This window comes from Streptomyces sp. NPDC051576, from assembly GCF_040681835.1.
Classification (GTDB): domain Bacteria; phylum Actinomycetota; class Actinomycetes; order Streptomycetales; family Streptomycetaceae; genus Streptomyces.
In genome coordinates, this window is sequence record NZ_JBFAZO010000002.1 from 443,199 (window position 1) to 469,874 (window position 26,676).

Genomic DNA, 26,676 nt, shown 5'->3' on the forward strand with positions numbered 1-26,676 from the left:
CTGTCGGTAAATGCATCTGGGCGCCCCCGGTAGCCTCCCCCGTGGCCTTCTTGACAGTTCACAGAGGCCGTGGGGTACTGCGGGTGCGAAGCCGGGGCTGACTAGTCGGGGGTGAGTCTCCTGCCGGAGTTGCGATACCTCAGTGTGACCGAACTGGTCGCCTCAGCAAGGGCGTTGGCCGCGCACCGGCCCGCCCTCTGCGCCCTGAGGCAGGTGGGCGTCTCCCGCGCGGGCAGACCACTCCATCTGCTGTCCGTGGGGCACGCCCGACGCGCCGTCCTGGTGGTCGCGGGCGCCCACGCCAACGAGCCGACCGGTGGCTCCACCCTCCTCGCGCTCGCCGAACGGGTCGTCGGTGAACGGGAGTTGAGGTCGGACACCTCCTGGCACTTCCTGCTCTGCGCCGACCCGGACGGGGCGAGCCTGCATGTCACCCCGGCGCCGCGCAGCCTGTTCGACTACCACCTCGGTTTCTACCGCCCGGCCGGTCCCGAACAGCCGGAGTGGTCGCCCTCCGTGCTGCCGCCGGACCGGTTGCCGCCCGAGACCCGCGCCCTGACCCGGGTGATCGACGAGCTGCGGCCCTACCTCCAGGTGACCCTGCACGGCACCGATCTGGGCGGTAGCTGGGTGCAGTTGACGAAGGACATACCAGGTCTCGCCGAGCCGTTCGCCAAGTCGGCGGCGGAGCTGCACATCCCGGTGGAGACGGGCGCCTCGGACGCGGCGGGCTGGCCCGCCTCGGGGCCCGGGGTGCATGTGATGCCGGCGCCCGGCTCGGACGTGGCGTACCCGAGCATGCCGGACGACGCACGGCACAGCACCTGGTACCACGCCCATCGGTACGGCGGTCTGACCGCGGTCGTGGAGGTGCCGATGTGGGCCAGCGACCTGGTGGACGACCCGGCCCCGCATCCCGCCCCGGCGGCCGCGATACGGCGGCTGGCGCGCCGGCTGCTGCGGGACACGCGGGAGGTGGAGCGGGTGCTGGCCGAGGCGCTGCCGCGGCTCCAGGGCGTCGAGGGCCCGCTGCTGCGGGCCGCCCGGTGGGCGCTGGAGCTGGTGCCCGGTCTGGCAGCGGACTGGATGCACACCCCGCCGGCCGACACCACGATGGCGTACGTCGGCAGCGTGGACGCGTTCGGGCGCCGGCTGCCGTTACGGGCCGCCGCGATGCTGCTGCGGGTCCTGCGGGAGAGCGACGACCGTGCGGCACCGCTCCTCGAACACCTCGTCGGGCACTGGAGCGACGCCTTCGAGGAACGCTTCCGGGCCCGCTGGGTGCCGTTGGAGCACCAGGTCGAGCATCAGTCCCGCACGGTCGTGGCGGCGGCGTTGCACGCGCGCGAGGACGCGGGGGGAATCGCCGACGCCCCCCACGCGCGTGCCCGGCGCTCGGCCTGACCCCGGCCGCGTCCCTCAGGTGTCCAGCGCGAAGACGTCTCCGGTCCGCGCCGCCATGGAGCACCGGTTGGAGAAGGTCCTCGTGTAGTCGACCTGGTGCCCGTTCCACTCCCCGCGCGCGTGGGCGGTCACCGGGGCGTAGATCATCGGGCAGAAGACGCTCTTGGCCGGGATGGCATCGATGTCCCCGTCCGCGGCGCCCAGTTCGGCACAGGCCTCGGCCGCGCGGGCGTGGCCCTGGGGCGGGTCGCACAGGAGCAGGGTCCCGCGCGTGTCACTGGACCGGCCGTCGCCGCGGGTGACGGTGAGGTAGAGCCAGTCGCCCTGGAGGCCGTGCCGGGCCGCCGCGTGGGCCGGCACCTGACCGGCGCCGAGGAGCAGGGCCGCCGTCAGCAGGGCGCCGCGGAGCAAAGTCGCCTTCTTGTAGTTCTTCATGTGGTGCTTCATGTGGTGCTTCTTGAAGATGTACGTCACTCCCGGTGCATCGGCACCGCGGTCTCCGTACCCCAGCCCGGCTCACCCGAACGGGAGCGCACGGGCGCGTACCGCCGGGCCAGTTCGAACGCGCTGAGCACCACGCGCGACTGGTACTCGACCTGGCGCGCGACCGAGATCCAGCGCGCCCCGCAGCCGTCCCGGTAGTCGGCACACCACTCGTCGATCAGCCGGTCCAACTCCGGCAGCACACCGGCCGGATCACGCCCGGAGGCCACCACGACCTGATACAGCAGCCCGGCCGTCCGCAACGCCAGCCGCCGCCCCGCGATGCGCAGGGCGGCCAGATGAGCGGTGTTGAGCGGCGGCAACGGGCGGCCGCCGCCGGTGTCGACATCGGGATCCCACGCGTCGGCGAGCCCGGGACACACCAGTAAATAGTCGTCCACAGGCGCTAGCAGCCGCCCGACATCGGGCACGGTGCTCGCGGTGCCCGGTGCGGCCAGTGCTGCCCCCGGTCCTCCCGCTCCGGAGAGGCTCCCCCCGGATGCCGCCGCCGTGTCGACGGCGGGTCTGGGCCGGCCCTCGGGGGTCCTCCAGGGGGGCGGTCCCGGGTCGGGGGCGGGTCTGGAGCGGGTGTCTCCCGGGCCGAGGTGTGGTCCGGGCTCCGGGCCGCCCTGGACGTACGGCCTTATGCGCGCCAGGAGTTGTTCCAGGATGCGGGTGTCGTGGCGCAGGGTGTGGCTCACGGTGCGCAGGATCGATTCCGCGTCGGCGGGTGGGGTGGCGTCCTCGACGCCGGCGACACCCCACATGGGTGCTTCCACGACCGCGGTCACCGTGCCGTGCCGGTGCGGGTGGTACCAGGTCGACTCGACGGCGGCCTCGGTGATGGCCGCGGCGAGGTCGCCCCGGCGCGGTGGCGGGATGCGGTAGACGGCGGGGCCGAGGCTCGGCCAGTACAGGGTGTCGTAGGGCCCGAGTTCGCGCGGGATGGCGAGGCGGGTCGCGGTGTGGGCGACGCGGCGGGCGAGGCCGGGGAGGTCGCGGGTGAGTTCGACGAAGCCGCCGCCCACGTCGACGCCGTGGAGCGAGCACTGGAGGAACGGGCGGAGTTCGTCCTGCACCTCCAACAGGGCGCGCGTCTCCGGGAGTCGGGCCCCGGCCGCGCCGTCCGGCAGCCACTCGGGCTGTTCCAGGAACCCGGGCCGGAAGAAGTTCCGGAAGTAGCGGCCGAGGCTGTAGGGGCCGGACAGCCAGCCCTCGTTGCGGCGCGAACCGTCGGGGTCGAGGCACAGCAGCAGGTTCCAGGTGGCGTCGGCGCCCTCGCTCAACCGCGGGTCGGCGAGGACCCGTTCGGCCAGGCGCAGCACCGTCGCACCACCCACGGGCTCGTTGGCGTGCGGTCCGGCGACCACGAGGGCCTGGCGGGAGCCGTGACCCACGGAGAGCAGCCACAGGGGCGTACCCGCGCGAGAGGTGCCGACGTGGCGCAGTCGGGCGTCCCGGGGGTGGCGGGCGACGAGCGCGGCGGCCTGGGCGCCCAACTCGTCCACGGACGGGTAGCGGAGGAGTGGCGGCAGGGCACACCTCCACGAAGTGGTGCCGTCGGTTCACCTGATGTGCATGGTGTACGCACAGTCAGTCACGGCGCGCGGGGTACGTCAACACCGCCGTACGCAAAGGGATTTGGTGCATACCGATGGCCGCCACATGGGGTAATGCCCGGGCCAGAGGTGAGGCAGGGCTACGTTGAGGGGCGGTTCAGGGCCGGTTCGCGGTCAGTTCACGGCGAGCCGGAACGCCATCCGCCCGAAGCCGATCTGATCGCCCTCGCGGACGACGGCCGCTCCGATCACCCGACGGCCGTTGACCGTCGTGCCGTTGGTCGAACCGAGGTCGCGCAGCACCCACATGCCGCCCTGGCGGCTGAGTTCGGCGTGCACCCGGGACACCGTCTCGTGGGTCAGCCGCAGCCCGTTGGCGGGGTCGCGGCCGATGCGCAGCGGGTGGCCGTTGCCCGGGTGGGGCAGCAGCAGCTTGGGGAGCCGCTCGGCCTGCCAGGCCCTGCGCAGCCGTACCGTGAACCCGGAGACGGCCTCCACCGTGCCGAACAGGGCGCGCGAGAGGCGGCTTTCGGTGGGCAGGTCGGCGGTGAGCGCGACGAGTTCCTCGGACCGGCGGGCGGCGAGCGCCAGTTCCATGCGCCGGATGAACGTGTCGTGAGAGAGCCGTCCCATCGCGACGCCGTCGTGGAGCACCTTGAGCGCCTTGTCGCGCTCCACGTCGGAAAGCCGCGCGGGGTACGTGTGGAACTCGAAGGACGACGTCACGCTCGTGATTGTCGGGCAGTGAACCCCGGGTGTCCAGAAGACGCGGAAACGGCACGCACGCGCGCGCAGATGACGACACCTGCGCCAAAGGGGTGGATTCAAAAGCGGATTGATCTCGTTTGAAGCACGATGGACGGGCTACATCCCGGTGAGCAGACGAAGGGGAACCGTCCGTGCAGTTCGAGGTGTGGGCACCAGAGGCAGACCGTGTGACGCTCCATCGCGAGGGCGCCACGCGCGCGTTGGAACGCGATCCCGAGCGCGTGGGGTGGTGGAGCGGAGATGCGGAGGCGGGCGACGGCACGCGGTACGGGTTCGCGGTGGACGACGGCCCGCCCCTGCCCGATCCGCGCTCGCGCCGCCAGCCGGACGGCCCGGACGGACTGAGCGCGGTCGTCGACCACGAGGGGTACGCGTGGCGTACGGCGGAGTGGCCGGGGCGCCCGCTGCCCGGTGCGGTGCTCTACGAGCTGCACGTCGGCACGTACACACCCGAGGGCACCCTCGACGCGGCGGCCGACCGGCTCGGCCATCTCGTCGAACTGGGCGTCACCCACGTCGAGTTGATGCCCCTGTGCCCGTTCCCCGGCCGGCACGGCTGGGGATACGAGGGCGTCTCGCTGTGGGCCGTGCACGAGCCCTACGGCGGCCCCGAGGGACTCAAGCGGTTCGTCGACCGGGCGCACGAGCTGGGCCTGGGGGTCGTGCTCGACGTGGTGCACAACCATCTCGGCCCGTCCGGGAACTACCTGCCCGCGTTCGGCCCCTACTTCACGGACTCGCACCAGACCCCGTGGGGCAGCGCCGTCAACCTGGACGCGCCCGGCTCGGACGAGGTGCGCGCCTTCCTCCTGGGCAGCGCGCTGGCCTGGTTGCGCGACTACCGGATCGACGGGCTGCGACTGGACGCGGTGCACGCCTTGAAGGACACGCGCGCGTGCCACTTCCTGGAGGAACTGTCGGCCGCCGTCGACGCGTTGGCCACCGAGACGGGCCGGCCGCTCTTCCTGGTCGCCGAGTCCGACCTGAACGACCCGCGCTTGGTCACCCCCCGCGCGGAGGGCGGCCTGGGTCTGCACGCGCAGTGGAACGACGACTTCCACCACGCCCTGCACACCGCGCTGACCGGTGAGTCCCAGGGCTACTACGAGGACTTCGCGCGGGCCCCGCTGGCGGCGGTCGCCAAGACCCTCACGGACGGCTTCTTCCACGACGGCACCTATTCGAGCTTCCGGGACCGTCACCACGGCCGCCGGCTGGACCGCACGAGGGTGGCCGCCCACCGTCTGCTCGGCTACAGCCAGACCCACGACCAGATCGGCAACCGCGCCCAGGGGGACCGCCTTTCGGCCTCCCTCTCCCTCGGACTGCTGGCCTGCGCCGCTTCGCTGACACTGACCGGTCCCTTCACACCGATGCTGTTCATGGGCGAGGAGTGGGCGGCGGGCACGCCCTGGCAGTTCTTCACCGACCACACCGACCCGGACCTCGCGGAGGCCGTACGGCGGGGCAGGCGGCGGGAGTTCGCGCCGCACGGCTGGGCCGAGGAGGACGTGCCCGACCCGCAGGACCCGGCGACCCGCGACCGCTCCTGCCTGGACTGGTCGGAGCCGGAGAGCGAGCCCCACGCGCGCGTGCTGGCCTGGTACCGCCGGCTCATCGCGCTCCGGCACGAACAGCCCGACCTCACGGACCCCGACCTCACCGACACCAAGGTGGCCTACGACGAGGACGCCCGCTGGCTCGCCCTCCGCCGAGGGGACGTACGCGTCGCCGTCAACCTGGGGAAGGAGTCGGCCGCGATCCCCCTGGGCACCCGCCCGGCGGAGGTGCTGGCCGCGTGGGAGCCCGTGGCGGCGCCGGGGGCGGACGGGTTGCTGCGGCTGCCCGGGGAGTCGTGCGTGGTGCTGGCACAGGCGTAAACGCTTGCGCAAGCCTTTGTGCAAGCGTTTGCGCGCTACAACTCCCCGTCCCCGCCCCGCAGTTCCGTCACCCGTTCCAGCAGGATCGCCTCCCAGGTGCGGCGCAGTTGGGTCCTGAGCAGCGGAAGGGAGCCGGTGTCGCGGCCTCCTAGGTGGCCGGCCAGGCGGACGACGGTGTCGCAGCGGGCGAGCCAGAGGCCGCGCAGACATGGGCGGGCGCCGTAGCCGGCGAGGGTGGCGGCCCGTACGGCGGCGGGGGAACCGACGGCCAGGGCGAGCCCGGCGATGTCCTCGGCGGGGTCGCCGAGGACCGCGTCGGTCCAGTCCAGGACACCGCGCACGCGGCCGTCGGCGCTCACCACGAGATGTCCGCCCTTGAGGCCGTGGTGGACGAGGACCGCGGTGCCGGGCTGGGCGGCGAGTTGGAGCGCGCCGGGCTGGGTGAGCTGCTGGAGGCGTGCGGCGTCGAACTCGTCGGCGGCGGCCAGCCGCCCGGCGGCCTGCTCGGCGGCGCGGCGCAGCGCCTCCAGGGAGCGGGGCGCGGTGCGCGGGACACCGAGCGCCTCGGCCTGCCGGGCGGGCACCTCGCGCAGCCCGGTGAGCAGCCCGGCCAGGTCGGCCTCGCCGACTGCCGAGACGTCCTGGTCCTCGCCGGACCGGCCGGGCACCAAGGTGTCGAGCGTGTAGGTGAGCCCTGGTGCCCAGTCGCCGTGCGCCACGCTCGTCGGCACCGCGACGGGGACGTAGGGCCGTACGAGGTCGCGCAGGCGCAGTTCGCGGCGCTGCCGCAGGGCGGCCTCGTGGTCCGGGGCGAGGCGCAGCACATGGCGGGTGCCGATCCACCAGGTGGAGTGCTCGCCGCCCTCGGCGACGGGCCGGATCTCGGGTCCGGAGCCGTCGGCCGCACTGTCCTTGAGCAGGGAACGGACCAGCCGTCGGACGGTGTCCTCGGTGGGTTTCGGTGCCTGGTTCATGGTCGCGCCGCTGCCGTTCGGGGTGTCGGGGCTCCTGGTCGTCGTCAGTCCACCAGGGCCATCTCGCGGGCCGTGTTGTTGAGTCGCCGGCCGCCGGCCCCGGTCACCGTGACGATGTCCTCGATGCGTACCCCGAAGCGGCCGGGCAGATAGATGCCGGGCTCCACGGAGAAGCACATCCCGGGCACGAGGGGCTGTTCCTCGCCCTCGATCATGTACGGCGGCTCGTGCGTGGTGACGCCGATGCCGTGGCCGGTGCGATGGATGAAGTAGGGACCGTATCCGGCGTCGTCGATGACCGCGCGGGCGGCCCGGTCGACCTCCTGGCAGGCGACTCCGGGGCGCACCGCGCGGAAACCGGCCTCCTGGGCCTCGCGGACGAGGTCGTGGACGCGCTGTTCCTCCTCGCCGGGTTCGCCGACGTGGACCGTGCGCGAGGTGTCGGAGCCGTAGCCGTCCTTGAGGCCGCCGAAGTCGAGGACGATCATGTCCCCCTGCCGGATGACCCGGTCGCCGACCTCGTGGTGCGGGTTGGCGCCGTTGGGGCCCGAGGCGACGATCGTGAAGTCGACCTGCGAGTGGCCGAACCGCCGTAGCAGATCGGCCAGATCGGCGCCGACGTCGGACTCGCGGCGGCCGGCGAAGGGAACCTTCCGGATCTCCTCGTACGCCGCGTCGGCGGCCGCTCCGGCAGCTGCCATGAGTTCCAGTTCCGCCGCGTCCTTCACCGCGCGCAGCATCGGCAGCGCGGTGGTGAGGGAGGCGTACGTGGTGTCGGGCAGCGTCTTCTGGAGGCCCAGCAGATGCATCGCCCAGGTGTTGTCGCTGATGCCGAACCGGCCCGTCGCGTCGAGCAGGGCGGCGGTGGCGGCATAGGGGTCCTTGCCGTCGGTCCAGTCGCGCAGGGTGAGGACGTCGGCTCCTGGTGCCTTGGCCGCGTCGGGGGCCTCCAGGGTGGGGACGACGAGGACCGGGGAGCGGCCGGGCGCCAGGACGAGCACGGTGAGCCGTTCGGTGAGCGCGGTGGGCGCGTAGCCGGTGAGCCACACGAGGTCCGGCCCCGGAGCGATCAGCAGTCCCGCGAGGCCGGCGTCGGCGGCGGCCCGCGCGGCGCGGTCCATGCGGGCCCGGTAGTCGGCGGCGGTGAAGGGCGCGGGCGTGCTACCGGTCATGCAGGCCTCCGGGAACGGGCGAAAGGTGGCTACGGGCAGCATCCTGCCCGCACCCGGAGGGCCACGCGAGCCGATCGTCGGCACTTCCGGCCCCGGACATGGCCATGACCTCAGCTCTCCAGGGCCACGCGGGCGCCCAGGAGCAGCAGCACTCCGCCGGAGACCTGCTCCAGGCGCCGACGCACGCCGGCCCGGGACAGCACGTTCTTGAGCCGACCGACGAACCATACGTACAGCCCGCAGTAGCCGATTTCGTGAACCGCCCACAGCACGGCGAGCCCGATCATGGCGGGCAGGTGCGGGGCGCCCTCGGGTACGAAGCGCGGGAGGAAGGACATCGCGAAGATCGCTGCCTTCGGGTGGGCGAGATTGAGCAGCGGTCCTCCTCTGTAGGAGGACCAGCCGCCGCGTTCGGAGGCGCCGAGGAAAGCGAGGAGCGTGCTCAGCATGAGGCCATCGTGGCCCCGGCCGGGGCGGCGGGACCAGTGCTTTTCCCCGCTCGCGCACTGCTCGTGCGCTTCATGGCCCACGTGCTCGTCATACGACGAAGCCGGGGACCACGGTGAACTGCTGGAAACCGCCACTGCGGTGGCGCACCGTGACGGTGATCTCCTCCCCGGGGTGGGCCCGGGCGACGGCACGCGCGAGGTCGGCCGCCGAGTCGACACGGGTGGAGCCGAACGTGAGCAGTACGTCGCCGCGGACCAGGCCCGCCGCGTAGCCGGGGCCGGGGACGTGGACGCCGACGACCAGGGCGCCCGCCTTCTCGGCGTCCACGGCCTCCACACCGAGCGTGGCGGCGGTCGTGGGCGACGGGGTGGGGCTCGCCGAGGGCGCGGGGGGAGCGGCGGTGTGCGCCGGTTTCCGGGCCGCCTGGCGCTGCATCTCGGCGAGCCTGCTCATGCCGATCACCGTGGCGCCGACGGTGCCGAGCCCGATCCCCGACAGGACCAGGACCGTGCCGACGAACAGGCTGAACAGCAGGGTCATGAGCCGTCGACCGCGGCGCCGCGCGGCGTGCGGGCGCCGGGCCACGACGGGCCTTGTGCCGTCGCCGGGGTCCTGACCGGGCATCGGCTTGGGACGCAACGCAGTCTGTTCCATGGATCGCCTCCGGCAGATGCTCTACCCGGCGCACCGGCGCCCGACGTGCCACGAACGAGTGAGACTGACCGGAGGTCAGCGGCGTGAGGCCTGTTGTCAGTGCTCGCTGTTACGTTCTGTGACATGAGCGATCACGTCCTGCGGCTGCTCCGAGAGCACGCCCATCTGGCCGAACTGGCCGCGTTTCCCTTCGACTTCGACCTGCGCCGAGCGGAGCACGGGGAGCCGGTCCGGCTGGCCTCGGGCGGTCCGCTGCGGCCCGTAGCGGGTGATGACACGGGCGGTACGTACTTCGTGTGCGCGGACGGTTCCGTGCTGTACGCCGACTCCGAGGGCTCGGCCGGGATCATCGGCTCCAGTGTCGACGAGGCGGTGGAGATCGTGATCGGCCTGCCGGGCTGGCGCGACCATCTGGACCTGTCCCCGTCCGACGGCCCGGAGAAGATCCTCGCCCAGGTCACGGAGACGGAGGACGAGTTCCGCGAGGACTACGGCATCGACGAGGCGCGGCCCGAACTCCGCGCCGCCCTGGGCCTGTCCGAGCGCTCCCCGGTCGAGCTGATCGGCATGCTGCACGCTTCCCTGCTGCGCACCGAGCCCGACTTCCTGCTCCTCAACGCGGAGGAGGGCTGCGCCTACGACCTCTTCGACCGGCATCCCCGTCCCCCGCTGTGGGAGCCGGTGCTCGCCCAGGGGCGGGCGGATCTGGCGGCGCTACGGGCGGGCGACCCCACGGTGTGGGACGCGACGGCCGAGGATCCCGTACGACGTCGACTCGCGCTGCGGGCCGCGCAGTTCGACCGCGCGGACGGCGACCTGGAGTTGCTGCGGCATCTGCTGCGGTACGAGGCGGCAGCGGGGATGACGGACGAACTGCGGCTCGCCGCCCTGCTGGTGGGGCTGCGCGGGCACGCCGAGGATCTGCGCCCGGTGTACGCGTTGCGGGAGCGGGACTTCGACGCCGCGTGCGGGCTGAGCGAGATGCCCGGACCGGACGCGGACGGAGCCGCCCTGCGGGAGTGGGCCGAGGAGCTGGACGACTCGCTCTTCGGCGCGGATCCCTCGGACGAACCCCTGTGCGCCTGGACCGAGTTGGCGGCCGACCAGGGGCTCACCGAGGTGGCGCGGGCCGCCCTGATCCGCCGGCTGGACACGATCGAGATGGACCGGAGTCTGCTGTGCCGTCCGGGCGCACCGAAGAAGCCGGGGCGACTGGACCCGTCTCCCCTGGGGGCGCTGGCCCAGGATTTCGAGCAGTTGGGCGACCGCCTCCAGGCGCTGCGCGCCCAGCGCCTCTATGCCGCCCTCCAGGACACGGAGTGGGACCGCGTCTCGGCCCGGCTGACCCAGGCCCGCCTGGAGCGGGAGACGGATCAACTCCCGCAAGCCGGCAACACGTTGGCGACCCTCCGGGACATCCTCGACTCTCCCGCCGACGACTCCCTGCGGCACCTGCACAGAGTCGGCCTCGGCCGGTTCGTCGCCGAGGAGCACTACGCCCTGACCCGCGCCCTGGCCGACGCGGACCTCCGGGAGGAGGCCCGCGCGACCCTGGCCGCCGCCGACGAGATACGCGGCAGGCTCTCGGGGGCCGGCGACGCGGCCCTGCGGGAGTTCGCCGCGGAAGCCACCGCGCGGGTCCGGGACTTCAGCTGAACGGCAGCGCCGGGGCCCGGTCCGGGAGGAAGCCGTGCGAGCGGCGGGCCAGATACGCGGGCTTGTAGCGGTCGACCGCCCGGTGCCAGTTCAGGATGCCCGCCATCCAGTGCTGGAGGTCGGTCACATAGCCCCGCATGATCTCGCGCGCCTCGTCCGAGAGATCGAAGTCGTCGTAGACGACGGGCAGTTCGTTCGCGGCGACGTGTTCGAACTGGCGCATGCGCTGGGTCATCAGGTCGTGGACGACACCGAGCGCGGTCGGGTAGTCGATGCCGAAGAAGTTCTGGACGACAAGGATGGCGTTGTGGACCTCACCCTCGTACTCGATCTCCTTCTGGTAGGAGAAGACGTCGTTGATGAGGCAGCCGTAGTCGATGGCCGCGTTCTCCAGGGCGCGGACGGGGCCGGTGCGGTAGACCTCGGGCGGGACCTTCGGGCCGTGGCCCATGCGGCACATGCTGAGGGTGAGGTCGGAGCCGAAGGTGGCGCGGCGCATCTCCAGGTAGTCGACCGGGTCGGGGATGCGGTGCTGGATCTGGTTGACCAGTTCCCAGACCCAGCTCTCGGTCATCGTGTTGACCGCGTCCTTCAGGGTGCGCCGGTCGGCCACGGGCATCTCGGCGGTGGTGAGGGCCCAGAGGTCGATGAGTCCGCGTTCCATGCCGTTGGCCGGCACGAGGACCGCCGGGCCCTCGATGGGCATGCAGTCCGAGAGGCGGGCCGTGGTGACGCGGGCGGCGGCCAGGTCGCCGCGGATGCCGTAGACGAGGGGATAGTAGTCGTCGCCGTAGGTACCCCAGGCGAGCCAGCGCGAGCTGAGGTCGAGGGCCTTCTCGGTGGCGTCCGGGTCGATGCCGGCGGAGCAGAGCGGGAGGTCGGCGGCGGCGAGCTTCTCCTCGTCCCAGACGCCCTCCTCCAGCATGCCCATGGCGTGCATCCAGTCGACGAGGCGCAGGCGGGCGCCGTCCAGGTGCGGGCTCAGCTCGACCTCGAACGGCATGTAGAAGTCGGGGAGTCGGGAGGGTCCGACCTTCTGGAAGGGGACGTGAGTGTAGGCGCGCAGCCGTTCGGCGCCGGCCGAGGCGAGCAGGGCGCCGATGTCGGCGGCGGAGGTGCCGATGCCGGTCGGTCCGTTCAACGGCGAGTTGTCGAGGGCGCCTTCGTTCATGTAGCGGCTGGAGCGCAGGTGCCACTCGTGGCCGCCCGACTGCCAGTCCTGGAGGCCCCGGGTGTAGGCGGCGACGGCGCCGAGCTCGTCCGGGGTGAGACCGTTCTCCAGGGCCACGGCGGGCACTTCGGTGAACGCGGTGTGCTCGAACTGGTGGAGCCGGGAGGTGAGGACGTCGTTGACGGTGTCGGCGGCCTCCTGGGTGGTGCAGCCGAAGAAGGTCTCCAGGACGAGCACGCCGTTGCTCAACTCGCCCTCCTCCTCGACCTCCCGCTGATAGGAGAACAGGTCGTTGCGCAGATGGACGCCGTCGGAGAAGGTCTCCATCAGCACCCGCAGCGGCCGCGATCCGGCGACGGACGCGGGCACTTCGGAGGTCGCGTACTCCACCAGCCCCGCCGACCAGGGCGCCCCGCCCACCTTGCGGCGCATCTCGATGTACTCGACGGGGTTGGCGACCCGCCCCTCGTTGATGTTGGACAGCTCCCACAGGGACTCGTTGAGGAGATGCTCGGTGGCGACGGCGAAGCGGCGACGCCAGTCCACGGACATCGACGGCACCGTGCGCGCCCACAGGTCGGCGAGCCCCGCCTCGACCGGGTTCTCCGGCTCCGGCACGGGAGTCGCCAGGTCGAGCGGCATGAACAGCGGCAGCCGGTCCAGATAGGCCTTGCCGCCCACCCGGTCCTGGCTGCGCTTGAAGATCTCCAGGAAGTGGTCGTCGAAGAAGAACACCCACACGTACCAGTCGGTGATCAGCGACAGGGCGGGCCCGTCGCAGTCGGGGTGGGTGTAGGCGCAGAGCAGGCCGTAGTCGTGCGCGTCGAGATCGGCCTGCTCCCAGATCCCGGAGCCCTCCAGCATGCCCATCTCGCGGGCCCACACCGAGGAGTGGGCGCGGGCCTCGTCCAGATGCGGATTGAGGCGCGCGGGATACGGCATGTAGAAGTGCGGGAGTTCGAACGGCTGGGTCATGGCCGGGCCCTACCCGTGGCCCTCAACTGCCATCCCGGGCAGGGGACATGATCACACCATCGCGTGAATCGGCGGTGAATCCATGCGTTCCGTCGGCATCTTGTGGCGTTCACCTCTACGCGCGCAGACTACGGGGGTTCACGTGCCCCCTCCCTCACCGGAGTCCCGATGAACCACTCCAGAGCCTTGTCCCGCCGCACCGCGCTCGCGTCCCTGGCCGGGGCGGCGCTGGCTGGCACCACCGCGTTCCCGGCGTCGGCGTCCGCCCGGTACGGGTACGGGCGGACCGTTCGGTTCGCCACCTTCAACGCCTCGCTGAACCGGGCCGCCCAGGGCGCGCTGGTCACCGATCTGTCGACGCCCGACAACGCCCAGGCGCGGAATGTCGCCGAGACGATCCAGCGGGTGAACCCCGACGTCCTGCTGATCAACGAGTTCGACTATGTCGAGGGCGGCGCGGCGGTCCGCCTGTTCCTCGACAACTACCTGTCCCGGGGGCAGCGCGGCGCCCGCCCGATCCACTTCCCGCACCACTTCACCGGCCCGGTGAACACGGGCGTCCCCTCGGGCATCGACCTCGACGGCAAGAACGGTGTGGTCACGACGCCGGGTTCGGACGCGTACGGGCAGGACGCGTTCGGCTACGGCTTCTTCCCGGGGCAGTACGGCATGGTCGTGCTCTCCAAGTTCCCGATCGACACGCGCGCGGTGCGCACCTTCCAGCACTTCCTGTGGAAGGACATGCCGGGCAACGTGATCCCGCCGGGCTACTACAGCGACGCGGCCCGCGCGATCCTCCGGCTCTCCTCCAAGAGCCACTGGGACGTGCCGATCCGCCTCGGCCACGAGACCGTGCACTTCCTGGTCTCCCATCCGACACCGCCCACCTTCGACGGCGCGGAGGACCGCAACGGCCGCCGCAACCACGACGAGATCCGGCTCTGGGCCGACTACATCGGCGGCCAGGCGCGCAGCGCCTATCTCTACGACGACAAGGGCGTCCGGGGCGGCCTCAGGCCCGGCGCGCGGTTCGTGATCGCGGGCGACCAGAACGCCGATCCGTACGACGGCGACAGCTACGACCACGCCGTACGACAGCTCCTCGATCACCCGGCGGTCAACCTGCCCGACAAGCCGCCCGCCAGCGCCGGCGGGGTCGAGGCCGCGAAGCTCCAGGGCGGCGCCAACGTGGGCCAGGTCGGCGATCCGGCGTACGACACCGGCGACTTCGGCGACACGGCTCCCGGCAATCTGCGCGTGGACCACGTCCTGCCGTCCAAGGGCCTGGTCCCGGGCCGCAACGGAGTGTTCTGGCCGGCCTCCGACGACCCGCTGTACCGCCTGGTCGGCGACGGCACCACGGTGGTCACGTCGGACCACCGGATGGTGTGGCAGGACGTGCGGCTGGGCTAGGGCCTGACCGCACCGCACGCCCCACCCGCGTGCGCAGCGCCACGAACTCCGGCAGTCCCCGCGTGCCGAGTTGGTCGCGGGGACCGGGGAGTTCGACCGACAGGTCCAGGGCGATCTTCGCGCCGGGACCGGGTGACAGAACGACTACCCGGTCGCCGACGTAAACGCTTTCGTCGATGTCGTGGGTGACCAGGACGATGGTCGTGGGGTCCGTGCGGTGCACCTCCAGGAGGAGGTCCTCCAGGTCCTCGCGGGTCTGGGCGTCGAGGGAGCCGAAGGGCTCGTCCATCAGCAGCAGGGAGGGGCGGCAGACCAGGGCGCGGGCGATGGCCACGCGCTGTTGCATGCCGCCGGAGAGCTGCCAGGGGTGGCGGCGGGCGGCGCCGGTCAGGCCGACGCGGTCCAGGATGTGCTCGGCCTCGGCGCGCCGCTCGGGTCGGCTCAGGCCCTGGCGGCGCAGGGGCAGGGCGACGTTGTCGCGGACGGTGAGCCAGGGCAGCAGCGAGCGGCCGTAGTCCTGGAAGACGACGGCCAGGCGATCGGGTACGCCGGTGACCGGCGTGCCGTCGATCGTGATCGTTCCCTCGGGTGCGGGCAGGAGTCCGGCGACGGTGCGCAGGAGTGTGGATTTGCCGCAGCCGGACGGGCCCACCACACACAGGAGTTGGCGATCCGGCACGGTGAGGCTGATGTCGTGCAGGACGGGTTGGTCGCCGTAGCGCTGGCTCAGGGAGTCGAGTCGGAGCATGGGGCGCGGGTCACCTGGCCCAGGGTTCGGGGTAGAGCGTGTCCTCGCCGGAGGCGACCCGCAGGTGCAGCAGGTGCGGCCCGGCCTCGTCGTCCGCGCGCAGGACGCGGTCCAGGGCCGCGGGGAGTACGGCGGGATCGTCGACGTAGCTCGCCGGGCAGCCGAAGGACCGGGCCAGCGCGACGAAGTCGACGCCCTCGATGTCGGTGCCGGGGACCTGCGGGATGCCGATACGGCGGCCCAGGGCGCGGACGGCCGCGTAGCCGCCGTTGTCGAGGACGACGTAGGTGACGGGTGCCCGGTGGCGGGCCGCGGTCCACAGGGCCTGTACCGAATAGAGCGCCGAGCCGTCGCCGACGACGCAGACCAGCCGGCGCCGGTCGGCGAGCGCGCGGCCGACGGCGAGCGGCAGGCCCCAGCCGAGCGCCCCGCTGCCCGTGGTGAGGAAGCCGCCTGGGCTGTCGACGGGCACGCGCGCGTGGAGCGCGTCCCGGTGGCTGGGGGCCTCCTCGACGAGGACGCGGTCCCGGGGCAGCCGGGCCCGGAGGTGATCGAGGACCAGTTCCGCGGTGAGGCCCGCGCCGGGTTCCGGCGGTGCAGGGGCCGGGCGGGGTGGCGGGGGCACGCGGTCGGTCGCCGCGAGCAGCGCGGTGAGCTGGGCGACGGCGGGCTTGAGGGTGGTGACGATGCTGGTGCCGGTGGGCAGCCAGGCCGCCTGCGCGGGGTCGCAGTCCAGGTGGTGGAGTTCGGTGCCCGGGTGGAGGAGCGGTCCGCCGTCGTCCACGTGATAGGTGAAGACGGGCGCTCCGAGGGCCACCACCACGTCGTACGGCCTTAGCCGCGCGGCCAGTTGACCGGCGACCGGAGGCAGGAAGCCCTGGAAGAGGGGGTGCGACTCGGGGAAGCCGGAGCGGCCGGAGAGGGGGCTGATCCAGACGGCCGCGCGGGTCCGTTCGGCCAGGGCGCGGACCTCGGGGAGGGCCTCCTCGTCGTCCACGCCGGGACCGACGACCAGTGCGGGCCGGGCACACGCGTCCAGGCGGGCGGCGAGGGCGGACAGGGCGTGCGGGCCGGCGGTGAAGTCGGTGTGCACGGTGCGCGGTGCGACAGGTTCGGCGGGTTGCTCCCAGTCGTCCTCGGGGACGGAGACGAACACCGGTCCCCGTGGGGGTGTCATCGCGATGCGGTGGGCCTCGGCGAGTACGGCGGGCACGTCGGCGGCCCGTACCGGCTGGTGGGCGAACTTGACGTAGGGGCGCGGGAATTCGGCGGGCCGGTCGGCGCCCAGGAACGGGCGTAGCTGGATCAGCGGGCGCGCCTGCTGCCCGGCGACGATCACCAGCGGGACGCGGTCGCGGTAGGCGTTGAAGACGGCGCCCAGCGCGTGGCCGACGCCGCCGGCCGAGTGCAGGCTGACGAACGCGGCGCGGCGGGTGCCCAGGGCGTGGCCCGCGGCCATGGCGAGGGCCGTGGACTCCTGGAGGCCGAGGACGTAGGCGAAGTCGTCGGGCCAGTCGCGGAACATGCGCAGTTCGGTGGAGCCCGGGTTGCCGAAGACCGTGGTCATGCCGGTGTCGCGCAGCAGCCGCACGACGGCGTCCAGGACGGTTCCCTTCACGTGGTCCATGCGGTCCATGTGGTCCTTCCCTTGCCGGTCATGTGGTCCTTGCCTTACCGATGAGTCGTCTCTCGACCGCCAGCAGGCCGGTGTTGAGGAGATACCCCAGGGCGCCGAGCAGGACCAGTACCGCCCACACGGTCAGCAGGTCGGAGCGGGACTGGGCGTCGGTGAGCGTGAAGCCGATGCCGTCGGCGGTGCCCGGCAGCAGTTCGGAGAAGACCATGAGGACGAGCGAGAGCGAGAGGCTGAGGCGCAGGCCCGCGAAGATCCGGGGCAGCGCGGACGGCAGCAGCAGGAACCACAGGCGTTCGGGTGCGGTCAGGCGCAGCACGGCGGCGACGTCGAGCCGGAGCGGGTCGATGTCACGGGCGCCCTCCGCGGTGTTGATCAGCACCGGCCAGACGGCGCTGAACACGATCGACGCGAGCTGCATCGGCGTACCGAAGTCGAGGACGACCACGAAGACCGGCACCAGGGCGGGCGGCGGCACGGCCCGCGCGAACTGCAGGACCGGGTTGCACAGGGCGTGGGCCCGGCGCGAGCGGCCGACCGCCATACCGAGGGCGATCCCGGCGACGGCGGCGAGCGCGAACCCCGCGGACATCCGGCCGAGGCTGGGCAGGATGGCGTCGACGGCGGCCGGGGTGAGGAACACGTGCCCGACGGGCCCCGAGAACCACAGGTCGTAGGCGTGGTGGGCAATGCGGGTGGGTGGCGGGAAGTAGATGCTGCCGTGCGCGCGGGCGGCCAACTGCCATACGCCGAGGGCGAGTACGAGGACCAGCAGGCGTGGGAGGACACCCCGGGTGGCGCGGGCCCGCCTCATGTCCGCCGCCTCAGGTGCCGGGAGCCGCCCCGACCCGGCCCGCCGACCACCCCGGCACTCGCGGTCCCGACCTCCCGCGCCCTCCCCCGCCCCTCCGGCGTCCACGCGAACACCCGCCGCTCCCCCCAGACGAGCACCCCGTTGATGACCAGCCCCAGCGCCCCCGCCCACACCACTCCCGCCAGTACGTCCCGGGTGCCGTCCGTGGCCAGTTGGGCCTGGGCGATGAAGATGCCGAGGCCCTGGCCGAAGCCGGAGAGGAGTTCGGTGGCCACGGCGAGGATGAGGGCGACGGACGCCGAGATGCGCAGGCCGGCGGCGATGAAGGGGGCGGTGGCGGGGAGTTCCACGCGCAGCAGGACGGAGAGGCGGCCGAATCCGAAGGCGCGCAGGGTGTCCTTGGCGAGCGGGTCGGTCTCGCCCAGGCCGTAGACGGTGTTGAAGAGGATGGGCCAGACCGAGGCGTAGGTGATCAGCGTGACCTCTGTGCCGGTGCCCGTGCCGAGGAGCAGCGAGACCAGGGGGATCAGCGCCACGGAGGGCAGCGGGCGCAGGAACTCGATCACGGCGCGTACGGCGTCGTCGAGCACCGGCACGCTGCCGAGCAGCAGCCCCAGGGGCACGGCGATGGCACAGGCGAGCGCGAGGCCGAGCGCCCAGGCGCGCAGGGTGGCGCCGACACCGTCCAGGAAGGCGCGGTCGCCCGCCAACTCGACGGCGCGGACGAGGACTTCGGAGGCCGGTGGCAGGTAGGTGCGCCGTACGAGACCCGCCCGGCCGACCGCCTCGCAGGCGCCGAAGGCCAGTAGTACGCCGAGGCCGCCGAGGGCGAGTTCCTGGCGCCGGTTCAGCCGGTTCACTTGACCAGCAGCGTGGCCGGGTCGATCGCCTTCGTCAACAGCCCCTGTTTCCGCATGAGTTCGGTGAGCTGCCTCAGCTGTGCGGGATCGGCGGTGGCGGGGTAGGCGGGGAGGTTGATGGTCTTGGCCTGCGCCGCGGTCACCTTGGTGTACTTGGGGAGTTCGGCGCGTACGGCGGACGGGTCCTGTGCCGCGATCTTCGAGGCGGCCTCGACAGCTCGCCGGAAGGCGGCCGCGGCCTTGGCGTGCTTCTCGGCGAAGTCACGGGTGGTGACGTATCCGCTGATCGGCAGGGACTGGACGGGCGCGGACGCACCGTCGAGCAGCACCCGTGCCCCCAACTCGCCCTGGATCGCGCTGTCGAAGGGTTCCACCGCGTGTACCGCGTCGACCTGGCCCTTCTGCAGGGCGGGTCCCATCTGCGGGAAGGCGATCTGCCGGTAGACGGGGTGTCCGGCGCCCCGCTGGTCCAGGATCGCGTTCAGGGTGAGCGACTGGATGTTGTTGAGGATGTTGACCGCGACGGTCCTGCCCTTGAGGTCGGAGACGGTCTTGAGCGGTGAGTCCTTGGGGACCAGGACGTCCATCATGTGCGGGGCCGTCCGGACGCCCTCGGCGAGGATGCGGAGGTCGAGGGTGCCCTTCTCGTCGGCCTGGAGGAAGGTCACGTAGTTCGCACTCGCGATCACGTCGACCTGGCCCTTACTGAGGGCGGGCAGCGCCTGGATGCTCTGCTGGACGGGCTGGATGGTGACGTCCAGGTCCTCCTTGGCGAACAGTCCGCGGTCCCGGGCCAGGTAGAGCGCTGCCGAGTCCGTGAGGGGAAGCGCGGCGACGGTGATCTTCTGGCGCCCACCCCCGGACGACCCGGAGTCCCCGCCTCCGCCGCAGGCGACGAGCGCGAGCGCCAGCACCATCGCGCCCGCCGCCGACTTCCCTGTTCCCGTTCGTAATGGACGTGACGTCGTCATGGGAGCAAGAACTACCAGCGTTTTGACATGATCACCACATAGAAGCCAGACAAACCTTCACTCTTTGGAAAAATGCGAAACGAGTTCCGCGCCGACCCACGCGAGCGCGTCCGGCAGCGCCTCCGTGGCCACCGGCAGCCACAGGGACGCGGAGACGAGCCCGGCGTCGGACAGCCGGCCCAGTTCGTCCCGTACGCTCTCGGCCGTCGCGTCGGCTCCGCCCAACGGCCGGCCCGGCACCTTCACCGCGGGGCCGAACCCGGGCGGCACGAGGAACAGGCCTGCCGTCAGGGCGAGTTGACCGGGGTCGCGCCCCACCTCGTCGCCGAGCGCGTCGAGCCGCGCCCGTACGCCGGTGAGCCCCTCCGCGTCGACCCCGGAGCCGTGCCAGGCGTCGCCGAACCGCAGGGCCCGGCGCAGTGCCGCGTCGCTCTGCCCGCCGATCCACACCCCGGGACCGCCCTCGGTACGCGGCAGCACCCCGAGCCGCGCCGAGCCCTCGCCGCGCCACAACTGCCGTACGACAGCGAGCTGTTCGTCGGTCCGACGGCCCCGCCCGGCGAACGGGACGCCGACGGCCGCGTACTCCTCGGTGTCCCAGCCGGTGCCGATGCCCAGCGTGAAACGACCGTCGGAGAGCCGGTCGAGAGTGGCGCTCTGGTGGGCCAGGATCACCGGGTTGTACAGCGGCAGCACGAGCACGCTGGTGACCAGCCCGATCCGCCGGGTCGCCCCGGACACCGCGGCCAGCAGGATCAGCGGGTCCGGGGTCACCCCCGTCGCGCCGGCCACCGCGTGGCCGCTCGCGAAGACATGGTCGAACCCCAACTCCTCGGCCCTGACGGCGGTTTGGAGAACCGCGTCCAACTCGCCCTCCTGGACAGGCCAGAGGCGGTGCGGTGCCACTCCGATACGCATCTCGGTCGTACTCCCCTCGCGCGAAAGGAACGTCGCATGTCGACAGGTCTACCGCTCAAGTCGCCTCCTGTACCGAGGACTTGAGAACCTACGGCCGCACTTGGACCAGCGCGTGGGTGCCGCCGGTGCGCCAGCGCTGTTCCTCCGCGGCGACCAGCGCGGTCTCGGTGCGGGCGTCGAGGCCCGTGATCACATCGGACTTGAGGGTGCGCAGGGCGGCGACCGGGCCCGGGAAGTAGGCGGTGACGTCGGCGAAGGGCGTGGTCGGGGGCCAGAGGCGATCGCCCACCAGGCGGCGGTAGTTGAGGTCGCCCTTCACGATCGTCAGGGTGGCCGCGGCGAACTCCGCGCGGAGGTCGGCGGGCATGTCCGCGTACGGCAGCGGGGCGCAGGAGAAGGCGTGGGCCCGCACGGCGAGGCGGCCGTCCGCCATCGCCGACCAGAGGCGGCGGCCGTACGTCGCCGCCGCACCCGGGGCGCGGGTCAGCCGGTGCAGGGCGTCGACCACGTCGGCGGCCGTGGCGTCGGAGACGTAGTAGGGGTGCGGCTTGATGTGCAGCACCGCGCGCTCGATGCGCTGCTCGGCGAGGAGATGGGCGATCAGCAGCAGGTCGGGGATGAGTTCACGGCCCGCGTTGTCGGCGACGAGGCACAGCGTGCCGGAGAGGAGCGACCAGAGTCGCTCGCTGTCGTCGGCGACCAGGGCGGGCACGGCGGCCTGCTGTTCGGCTCCGGCCGCGGAGAGCCGGAAGCCCAGGTCCGCGCGGTTGCCCCACAGGGAGCCGTGCACCAGCGCCCGCCCGCGCTCCGCCGGCGACTTGTCCTCCAGCGCGTCGAGCGCGGCGAGTTCCTCGTCCGTCTCGGGGGCGTCGAGTTCGGCCCGTTTGAAGGGGCGGAACGGGTCGATGCCCTGCCAGATGCCGGGACGGAAGTAGCCGATGGCTTCGAGGAGTTGGCGGTAGAAGTAGCTCTCGGACCAGAGCCAGGGCACGTCGTACCAGGAGTGTCCGGCGTACTCGTCGGTACCCCAGGCCGCCCACTGCGCACGGTCGGGGGCGTCGGCGGGGAGGGGTTCGATCGTGCCCTCGGTGCAGTTCTTCAGGAGGGCGTCGAGGGCGCGGTGCCGCTCGGGGTCGTACGGGAAGGCGTCGCGTACCTGCTGGATGATCGCGGGGTGCCGTTCGGCCAGCACGCTGCGGGGGAACGAGCCGGGCTCGCCGCCGAGGATCACGGGCGCGGCAGGGGTGTCGGGCATGCGGCTCACCGTACCGGGCGGGTCAGCCGGCTTCGATCTCCCGTTCCAGGCGCGCGGCGAGGCTGAGATAGCGGGCGCGGCGGGGGACGGGGACCAGGCCGCGGATCACCAGGTGCCACATCTCGGCCGTTCTGCGGGGCTGTAACGCCACCGGTTCGAGGGTGCGGCCCAGGACGCGGATGCCGATGAAGAGGCCGATGAGGGTGTGGGCGACGGCGTCCACGTCGATGTCGGGGTGGGCGTCCGCTTCGGCGACGGCGCCCGCGAGTTTGCGGGAGGCGGTGTCGAGCCATTCGGTGAAGGGGTGCGGTGTCGGAGGCCGTACCTCGATCTCCCCCGCGGCGAGCCGGAGTCCGGCCCGCGGGATCGGGCCCTCGACGGCCATCCGGGTCAGACCGAAGGTGACACGTATCAGTGTCTCCAGTGAGGAGTAGCCCCGACTGTCCATGTCCTTGGAGAGCTGGCGGGAGGCCTTGGCCTGCATCTCCAGGATGGTGTGGGCGAGGTCTTCCTTGGCGGCGAAGTGGAAGTACAGGGCGCCTTTGGTGACTTGGGCGTGGTCGACGATGTCGCTCAGGCTGGTGGATTCATAGCCCTGCCGGTCGAACAGCTCGGCGGCGGCCGTGATGATCGTTGTGCGGGTCTGCTCGGCCCGTAGCTGCCTCACCATCGACTGACATACTCCCGTGAAGGAAAAACAACGGCCCGTGCCGTTTTTTATTACCCCCTGTAGACAGTAGCTCACCGTACGACGGTGTCGACCTTGCACCCCAAGACCGCCAACACCCCACACGTTCCCATCACTTGCGTCTCTGCGTCACCCCTGCCCCGACTCTTGACCACATCCAGTGTTTGTGGCACGTGTCAACGCCGATTCCCGGCCATGCGAAAGACCGACCGACCCTGCGGGGTACCCGAGGGGCACGCCCGTATTTACGGGTCAGTCGGTCTGTTTCTGTGGATCGCCTGTGCGGCAGGACACGCCCCCAGTTCACGGTGCCGGAGCGGACTGAACACGTGGGGCCCGAGCGCCGTATGACACGAACAGACCGTTGCCGCGCCGGCCGAGGAGACGTTCCGGATGTCCCGGATGACCGCACATCGCACCGCCATGGCGGCCGCCGCCATGGCCCCGCTGCTGCTCACCGTGTGGGCGGCGGGTCCGGCACAGGCGCACGGGGCGCCGACGTATCCGGTCAGCCGGGTGTACGCCTGCTCGCCCCAGGGCGGGAGCCAGGCCAAGTCGGCGGCGTGCGAGGCGGCCGTCGCGGCGAACGGGGCGCCCTTCACCTACTGGGACAACCTGCGGGTCCCGGACGTCAACGGCCGTGACCGGCAGGTGATTCCGGACGGGAAGCTGTGCAGCGGCGGCCTGCCGGACTACAAGGGGCTCGACCTCGCGCGTACCGACTGGCCGTCGACGCGGCTGACCCCGGGGGCGAAGCTGACGATGACGTACGCGTCGACGATCGCGCACACCGGGACGTTCAAGTTGTATCTGACGAAGGCCGGTTACGACCCCGCGAAGCCGCTCACCTGGTCCGAGCTGGCGACCCAGCCGTTCGCCGAGGTGAAGGACCCGCCGCTGACCGGCGGTGCGTACCGCATCAGGGCGACGCTGCCGACCGGCCGGACCGGGCGCCAACTGATCTACACCATCTGGCAGAACAGCAGCACCGAGGACACGTACTACTCGTGCTCGGACGTGGTGTTCCCCGGCGGCGGTACCGCTTCTTCGTCCTCTTCGGCGGGGACGGCCGGCTCGAAGGAGAGGACGGCGAGTCCGTCGTCGTCAGCGTCCGCGGCCAAGTCCCCTACTGCCGCGAGCCCTTCGGCAAAGGCCCGGGAATCCGCTACGGCGCAGAAGGCGTCCCCGGCCGGGGAGAGCACCGCGCCGGGCAGCAGTCCGGTGGCGTCGAGCACCGACGCCGCTTCGGGCGGCCCTTCGGCGCCCATGGTGGCGGGCGGCGCCGCCGCGGTGCTGGTGCTCACCGGGGGCGCCGCCCTGGCCCTGCGACTGCGTCGACGCTGAACTCGACTGGTCGGCAGTTCGACAGATCGACGCGAACAGGCCCTGCCTGCTGCTTAGTTGACGTAGACCGGCGAGCCGCCGTCCGTCACCGGGGCGTACTTCGCGGTGAAGTAGCCCGCGCTGAAGCACAGGGACGAGCCGGAGACCTTGGTGAAGGCCTGGCTGGTGAAGTTGATGCTGTTGTCGGTGTTGCTCGACGTGCCGGTCAGGCTGGGCGCCTGGTAGACGCAGGTGATGCTGCCGAGCAGGGTGCTCAGCTTGACCGTGGTCTGGATGGTGGAGCCGCTGGCCGGGGTGACGGTCAGGGTGCCGTCCGAGGCGACCGCGGTGCTGTAGGGCAGGTTGTCGACCGTGATGCTGGTGACGCCGGTTACACCGAGGACGTTGCTCGTGCAGCTGGTGCTGTCGAAGCTCTGCCCGGACACGGACTCGGTGGCGGTGCCCGGCGCGGTCGGGTTGTCGGTGACGGTCGCGGTGAACGTCGACGAGGTGCACTTGACGCCGCTGGTGCCGGTCGCGCTGGAGTACAGGGTGGCGCTGGTGCCGCTGGCCAGGGGCGCGGTGAGGACGTCACCGACGGCGACGGCCGTACCGGCGGCGCTGCCGGTGGTGAGCACGGGGGTGTCGGCCGCCGAGGCGGAGACGGTGAAGGGGAGGGTGAGCGCGGCGACGGAGCCGACGAGGGTGAGGACGGTGCGAGTACGCATGCGGGTGTACCTCTTCTTTCGAAATTCTTTCGGACGTGGAGGACCGAACCGGGGGGTTCGTCCGAAGTGGGGGAACGGGGGGATGGGGGTTGGGGGGCGCGAGTCGCCGCCGCCGGCCCGTGACGCCTTCTCCGTACGTGACGGGCCGGCAACGGCGGCCGGCCGGTGAACCGGCCGGAGGCCCGCGGGGGTTGGGGGTCTCCGGCCGGGCCGGGCGGTGGGGCGGACGGCACGGACCAGGGGGGAAGCGGCCGTGCCGGGCCGCGGGGTTCGGACTCTGGGGGCGGTGAAGTGCCCCTGCGGAAAGGGAAGTCCGGGAACGCGGCTCGTGCCGCGTGCCGGATCCGGCGCCACGGATCCGGCAAACAAGGGAGAGTTGTAGACCTGAGTGTCTGTCAACGTCAAGACGTGCAGGGCAAGTTGATGTAGAAGTCAGGGCTCGCCGGGACCGCCGGAAAGCCTTGCCCTACAGGTGGTCCATCATCAACACTCTTTTTTCACAACTCCCTTGACCCTCGAATGTAACCCCCGGTAACTTCCTCGACGGCTACTGCTGCGTAACCTGAAAGCCCTTGCACCCGCCGGGAGTTGTGGGGATGGGTACGCCGCACCCGCTGTCCGCGCCAGGACAACGCGCCACTTGGATACCGACTCGCGTTGAACCAGAGCAGCACATTGGGAGCAGACATGGCTTCACCCTCGGACGCCAACCCGTCCAACGGAAACACCCCTGAGCAGCCGGAAAGCGGTTCCGCACCCGAAACCGCGGAGGCTCCCGAAAGACGCGGTCAGGTCCGACTGCGTCGCGCCGCGATCATGGCGGTGCCGGCCACGCTGGCCGCCGCGGCCCTCGCGGTGCTCACCGCGCAGGGCGCCCTGGGGGTGCAGTTCTCCATCTCCGGCATGCCGTTCACGGTCACCGCGAAGTCGCTCGACGGCACCGGCTTCGAGCAGTTCGGCGACCTCGACAGCATGATCCCGAACAGCCCGAACGAGGGTGACACCGGCGGTCAGGTGCTGGTCATGACCTCGGCCATCAAGACCGCCACGCTCGACAGCCTGTGCCAGAGCGTCGACCTCGGCGGCATCAACCTGCTGATCAAGGCGGGCAGCGGCTCGACCAAGGTCACGGCGAGCGACCTGACCACGGACTCGACGCAACTGTCGGGTGACGCGTCCTTCGGCAACATCGAGATCGGCAACGACGCCAGCACGCTCACCAAGGCGGGTGTGCAGGGCAAGAAGGGCGTCTTCAGCCAGCAGTCCGACACCGTGCACATCGACAACCTGCGGCAGACCAACTACGCCACCACGGCGGGTGTGTTCAAGCTGCCGGGCCTCAAGCTCAGCTTCAGCGACTCGGGTTGCTGATGTCCCGGAACCTGCCGACGCAGGGGAAGCGGCCCGCCTTCCGGAACTGGCGGGCCCGCCGTCCGTTCTGGGGCGGGCTGCTGCTCGCCCTGGGCGGGGCGGAGATCCTGCTCACGGAGAAGGTGTCGATCAAGGTCGCGATGCACATCGGGATGCAGGGCATGACCGGCTACCTGCTCCCCGTGATGATGCTGCTGTGCGGACTGCTGATCCTCTTCAGCCCCGGCCAGCGCCTGTTCTACTCGATCGTCGGGATCCTGTGTTCGCTGGGCAGTTGGCTCACCTCGAACCTCGGCGGCTTCTTCATCGGGCTGCTGCTGGGCATCGTGGGGAGCTGCATGACGTTCGGCTGGCTGCCGGACCAGGAGCCGCGGGCGGAGCGCCGACGCCGTAAGCGCGAGGCGAAGTCGGCCACGAAGTCGCTCCAGCAGCAGGCCTGACCCGTCATATCGGCCCCGGCGCAAGCCGGGGCTCGACGCGTCTCAGGGGGCGGTGGTGGGCGGCTCCGCGGACGTGGTCACCTGGGGCTCCGCCACGTTGCCCTCCTCCTTCATCGCCTTCGCCTCGCTCTTGAGGATGCGCATCGACTTGCCCAGTCCGCGCGCGGCCTCCGGCAGCTTCTTCGAGCCGAACAGCAGGATGACCATGATCGCCACGATCAGCAGGTGCCAGGGTTCCAGTCCGTTGCGGAGCACGGTCCCGCCCTCTCTTCCCAGGATTCTTCTCGGACAACAGTTGCCGTGTTGCGCAACTGTACAACTCAGGAGTGGATCGCAGACCCCCTGGGGGCTGGAACTTCTCCCCCGCG

24 protein-coding genes and 1 pseudogene are annotated in these 26,676 nt (G+C 71.6%); 7 read left to right on the forward strand and 18 right to left on the reverse strand.

The features are described 5' to 3' along the window. Nucleotides 1-111 precede the first annotated feature (111 nt). Complete coding sequence (locus tag AB0M63_RS07905; RefSeq protein WP_355914834.1) at nucleotides 112-1,404, forward strand: M14 family zinc carboxypeptidase; 1,293 nt, start codon at nucleotides 112-114, stop codon at nucleotides 1,402-1,404. A gap of 15 nt (nucleotides 1,405-1,419) precedes the next feature. Here the strand turns inward: AB0M63_RS07905 and AB0M63_RS07910 are convergent, their stop codons facing one another. The 3 genes from AB0M63_RS07910 to AB0M63_RS07920 form a co-directional block, all read right to left on the reverse strand. Beyond that, nucleotides 1,420-1,851, reverse strand: coding sequence for an SSI family serine proteinase inhibitor (locus AB0M63_RS07910; protein ID WP_366018793.1), 432 nt, complete (start codon nucleotides 1,849-1,851; stop codon nucleotides 1,420-1,422). 23 nt (nucleotides 1,852-1,874) lie between these two features. After that, nucleotides 1,875-3,395 carry a M14 family zinc carboxypeptidase gene (locus tag AB0M63_RS07915; RefSeq protein ID WP_355914836.1) on the reverse strand — a complete coding sequence of 507 codons (1,521 nt, stop codon included), beginning with the start codon at nucleotides 3,393-3,395 and terminating at the stop codon, nucleotides 1,875-1,877. Between the two features lie 225 nt (nucleotides 3,396-3,620). Continuing rightward, nucleotides 3,621-4,172 (reverse strand): DUF1707 and FHA domain-containing protein, encoded by a 552-nt coding sequence (locus AB0M63_RS07920; RefSeq protein ID WP_355914839.1) that lies wholly within the window; start codon nucleotides 4,170-4,172, stop codon nucleotides 3,621-3,623. Nucleotides 4,173-4,345: 173 nt separating this feature from the next. On the opposite strand from AB0M63_RS07920, the gene treZ reads away from it, so the two are divergent. After that, nucleotides 4,346-6,094: a malto-oligosyltrehalose trehalohydrolase gene (gene treZ, locus AB0M63_RS07925; RefSeq protein ID WP_366018794.1), complete on the forward strand. Its 1,749-nt coding sequence runs from the start codon at nucleotides 4,346-4,348 to the stop codon at nucleotides 6,092-6,094. 35 nt (nucleotides 6,095-6,129) lie between these two features. Here treZ and AB0M63_RS07930 read toward each other — a convergent pair whose 3' ends face one another. The 4 genes and pseudogenes from AB0M63_RS07930 to AB0M63_RS07945 form a co-directional block, all read right to left on the reverse strand. Beyond that, nucleotides 6,130-7,068 (reverse strand): aminoglycoside phosphotransferase family protein, encoded by a 939-nt coding sequence (locus tag AB0M63_RS07930; RefSeq protein ID WP_366018795.1) that lies wholly within the window; start codon nucleotides 7,066-7,068, stop codon nucleotides 6,130-6,132. A gap of 44 nt (nucleotides 7,069-7,112) precedes the next feature. Then, the gene (locus tag AB0M63_RS07935) at nucleotides 7,113-8,240 is read right to left on the reverse strand and encodes an aminopeptidase P family protein (RefSeq protein ID WP_366018796.1); all 1,128 of its coding nucleotides are present in this window, start codon (nucleotides 8,238-8,240) and stop codon (nucleotides 7,113-7,115) included. A gap of 110 nt (nucleotides 8,241-8,350) precedes the next feature. After that, nucleotides 8,351-8,644: pseudogene (locus AB0M63_RS07940) on the reverse strand (LysE family transporter); the annotation flags it as partial. A gap of 133 nt (nucleotides 8,645-8,777) precedes the next feature. Further along, complete coding sequence (locus AB0M63_RS07945) at nucleotides 8,778-9,344, reverse strand: PDZ domain-containing protein (RefSeq protein ID WP_355914851.1); 567 nt, start codon at nucleotides 9,342-9,344, stop codon at nucleotides 8,778-8,780. 123 nt (nucleotides 9,345-9,467) lie between these two features. Between AB0M63_RS07945 and AB0M63_RS07950 the strand changes: the two genes are divergently transcribed. Further along, nucleotides 9,468-11,000 carry a hypothetical protein gene (locus tag AB0M63_RS07950; protein ID WP_366018797.1) on the forward strand — a complete coding sequence of 511 codons (1,533 nt, stop codon included), beginning with the start codon at nucleotides 9,468-9,470 and terminating at the stop codon, nucleotides 10,998-11,000. Here the strand turns inward: AB0M63_RS07950 and cyc2 are convergent. After that, nucleotides 10,993-13,146: a germacradienol/geosmin synthase Cyc2 gene (gene cyc2 / locus AB0M63_RS07955; RefSeq protein WP_366018798.1), complete on the reverse strand. Its 2,154-nt coding sequence runs from the start codon at nucleotides 13,144-13,146 to the stop codon at nucleotides 10,993-10,995. The genes AB0M63_RS07950 and cyc2 overlap by 8 nt on opposite strands. 168 nt (nucleotides 13,147-13,314) lie before the next feature. On the opposite strand from cyc2, the gene AB0M63_RS07960 reads away from it, so the two are divergent. Then, complete coding sequence (locus tag AB0M63_RS07960; RefSeq protein ID WP_366018799.1) at nucleotides 13,315-14,559, forward strand: endonuclease/exonuclease/phosphatase family protein; 1,245 nt, start codon at nucleotides 13,315-13,317, stop codon at nucleotides 14,557-14,559. Here the strand turns inward: AB0M63_RS07960 and AB0M63_RS07965 are convergent. From AB0M63_RS07965 to AB0M63_RS08000, 8 genes are all read right to left on the reverse strand, one after another. Then, on the reverse strand, nucleotides 14,513-15,307 hold the full coding sequence (locus tag AB0M63_RS07965; RefSeq protein WP_366018800.1) for an ABC transporter ATP-binding protein: 795 nt from the start codon (nucleotides 15,305-15,307) through the stop codon (nucleotides 14,513-14,515). The genes AB0M63_RS07960 and AB0M63_RS07965 overlap by 47 nt on opposite strands. A 10-nt stretch (nucleotides 15,308-15,317) precedes the next feature. Beyond that, nucleotides 15,318-16,943: a benzoylformate decarboxylase gene (mdlC, locus tag AB0M63_RS07970; protein WP_355914866.1), complete on the reverse strand. Its 1,626-nt coding sequence runs from the start codon at nucleotides 16,941-16,943 to the stop codon at nucleotides 15,318-15,320. Nucleotides 16,944-16,962: 19 nt separating this feature from the next. Continuing rightward, entirely contained in the window at nucleotides 16,963-17,754 is a 792-nt protein-coding gene (locus AB0M63_RS07975) for an ABC transporter permease (protein ID WP_366018801.1), read from the reverse strand. Then, nucleotides 17,751-18,614, reverse strand: coding sequence for an ABC transporter permease (locus AB0M63_RS07980; protein ID WP_366018802.1), 864 nt, complete (start codon nucleotides 18,612-18,614; stop codon nucleotides 17,751-17,753). Before AB0M63_RS07980 ends, AB0M63_RS07975 begins: the two co-directional genes overlap by 4 nt. Beyond that, complete coding sequence (locus AB0M63_RS07985; RefSeq protein WP_366018803.1) at nucleotides 18,611-19,585, reverse strand: ABC transporter substrate-binding protein; 975 nt, start codon at nucleotides 19,583-19,585, stop codon at nucleotides 18,611-18,613. Before AB0M63_RS07985 ends, AB0M63_RS07980 begins: the two co-directional genes overlap by 4 nt. A 57-nt stretch (nucleotides 19,586-19,642) precedes the next feature. Further along, nucleotides 19,643-20,503, reverse strand: a complete 861-nt coding sequence (locus AB0M63_RS07990; RefSeq protein WP_366018804.1) for an LLM class flavin-dependent oxidoreductase — start codon at nucleotides 20,501-20,503, stop codon at nucleotides 19,643-19,645. Nucleotides 20,504-20,591: 88 nt separating this feature from the next. Continuing rightward, nucleotides 20,592-21,758, reverse strand: a complete 1,167-nt coding sequence (locus tag AB0M63_RS07995) for a damage-control phosphatase ARMT1 family protein (protein ID WP_366018805.1) — start codon at nucleotides 21,756-21,758, stop codon at nucleotides 20,592-20,594. Between the two features lie 22 nt (nucleotides 21,759-21,780). Then, on the reverse strand, nucleotides 21,781-22,428 hold the full coding sequence (locus AB0M63_RS08000; protein ID WP_355914885.1) for a ScbR family autoregulator-binding transcription factor: 648 nt from the start codon (nucleotides 22,426-22,428) through the stop codon (nucleotides 21,781-21,783). Nucleotides 22,429-22,839: 411 nt separating this feature from the next. Here AB0M63_RS08000 and AB0M63_RS08005 point away from each other — a divergent pair, with 411 nt between their 5' ends. Next, on the forward strand, nucleotides 22,840-23,790 hold the full coding sequence (locus tag AB0M63_RS08005; protein WP_366018806.1) for a lytic polysaccharide monooxygenase: 951 nt from the start codon (nucleotides 22,840-22,842) through the stop codon (nucleotides 23,788-23,790). A gap of 53 nt (nucleotides 23,791-23,843) precedes the next feature. Here AB0M63_RS08005 and AB0M63_RS08010 read toward each other — a convergent pair whose 3' ends face one another. Then, entirely contained in the window at nucleotides 23,844-24,497 is a 654-nt protein-coding gene (locus AB0M63_RS08010; protein ID WP_355914891.1) for a Tat pathway signal sequence domain protein, read from the reverse strand. A 687-nt stretch (nucleotides 24,498-25,184) separates the two neighbouring features. On the opposite strand from AB0M63_RS08010, the gene AB0M63_RS08015 reads away from it, so the two are divergent. Continuing rightward, on the forward strand, nucleotides 25,185-25,868 hold the full coding sequence (locus AB0M63_RS08015; RefSeq protein ID WP_355914894.1) for a DUF6230 family protein: 684 nt from the start codon (nucleotides 25,185-25,187) through the stop codon (nucleotides 25,866-25,868). After that, complete coding sequence (locus tag AB0M63_RS08020) at nucleotides 25,868-26,308, forward strand: DUF6114 domain-containing protein (protein ID WP_355914897.1); 441 nt, start codon at nucleotides 25,868-25,870, stop codon at nucleotides 26,306-26,308. The genes AB0M63_RS08015 and AB0M63_RS08020 overlap by 1 nt, the downstream gene beginning before the upstream one ends. Nucleotides 26,309-26,350: 42 nt before the next feature. Here the strand turns inward: AB0M63_RS08020 and tatA are convergent, their stop codons facing one another. Then, complete coding sequence (gene tatA / locus AB0M63_RS08025) at nucleotides 26,351-26,563, reverse strand: Sec-independent protein translocase subunit TatA (protein ID WP_355914900.1); 213 nt, start codon at nucleotides 26,561-26,563, stop codon at nucleotides 26,351-26,353. Nucleotides 26,564-26,676: the final 113 nt, after the last annotated feature.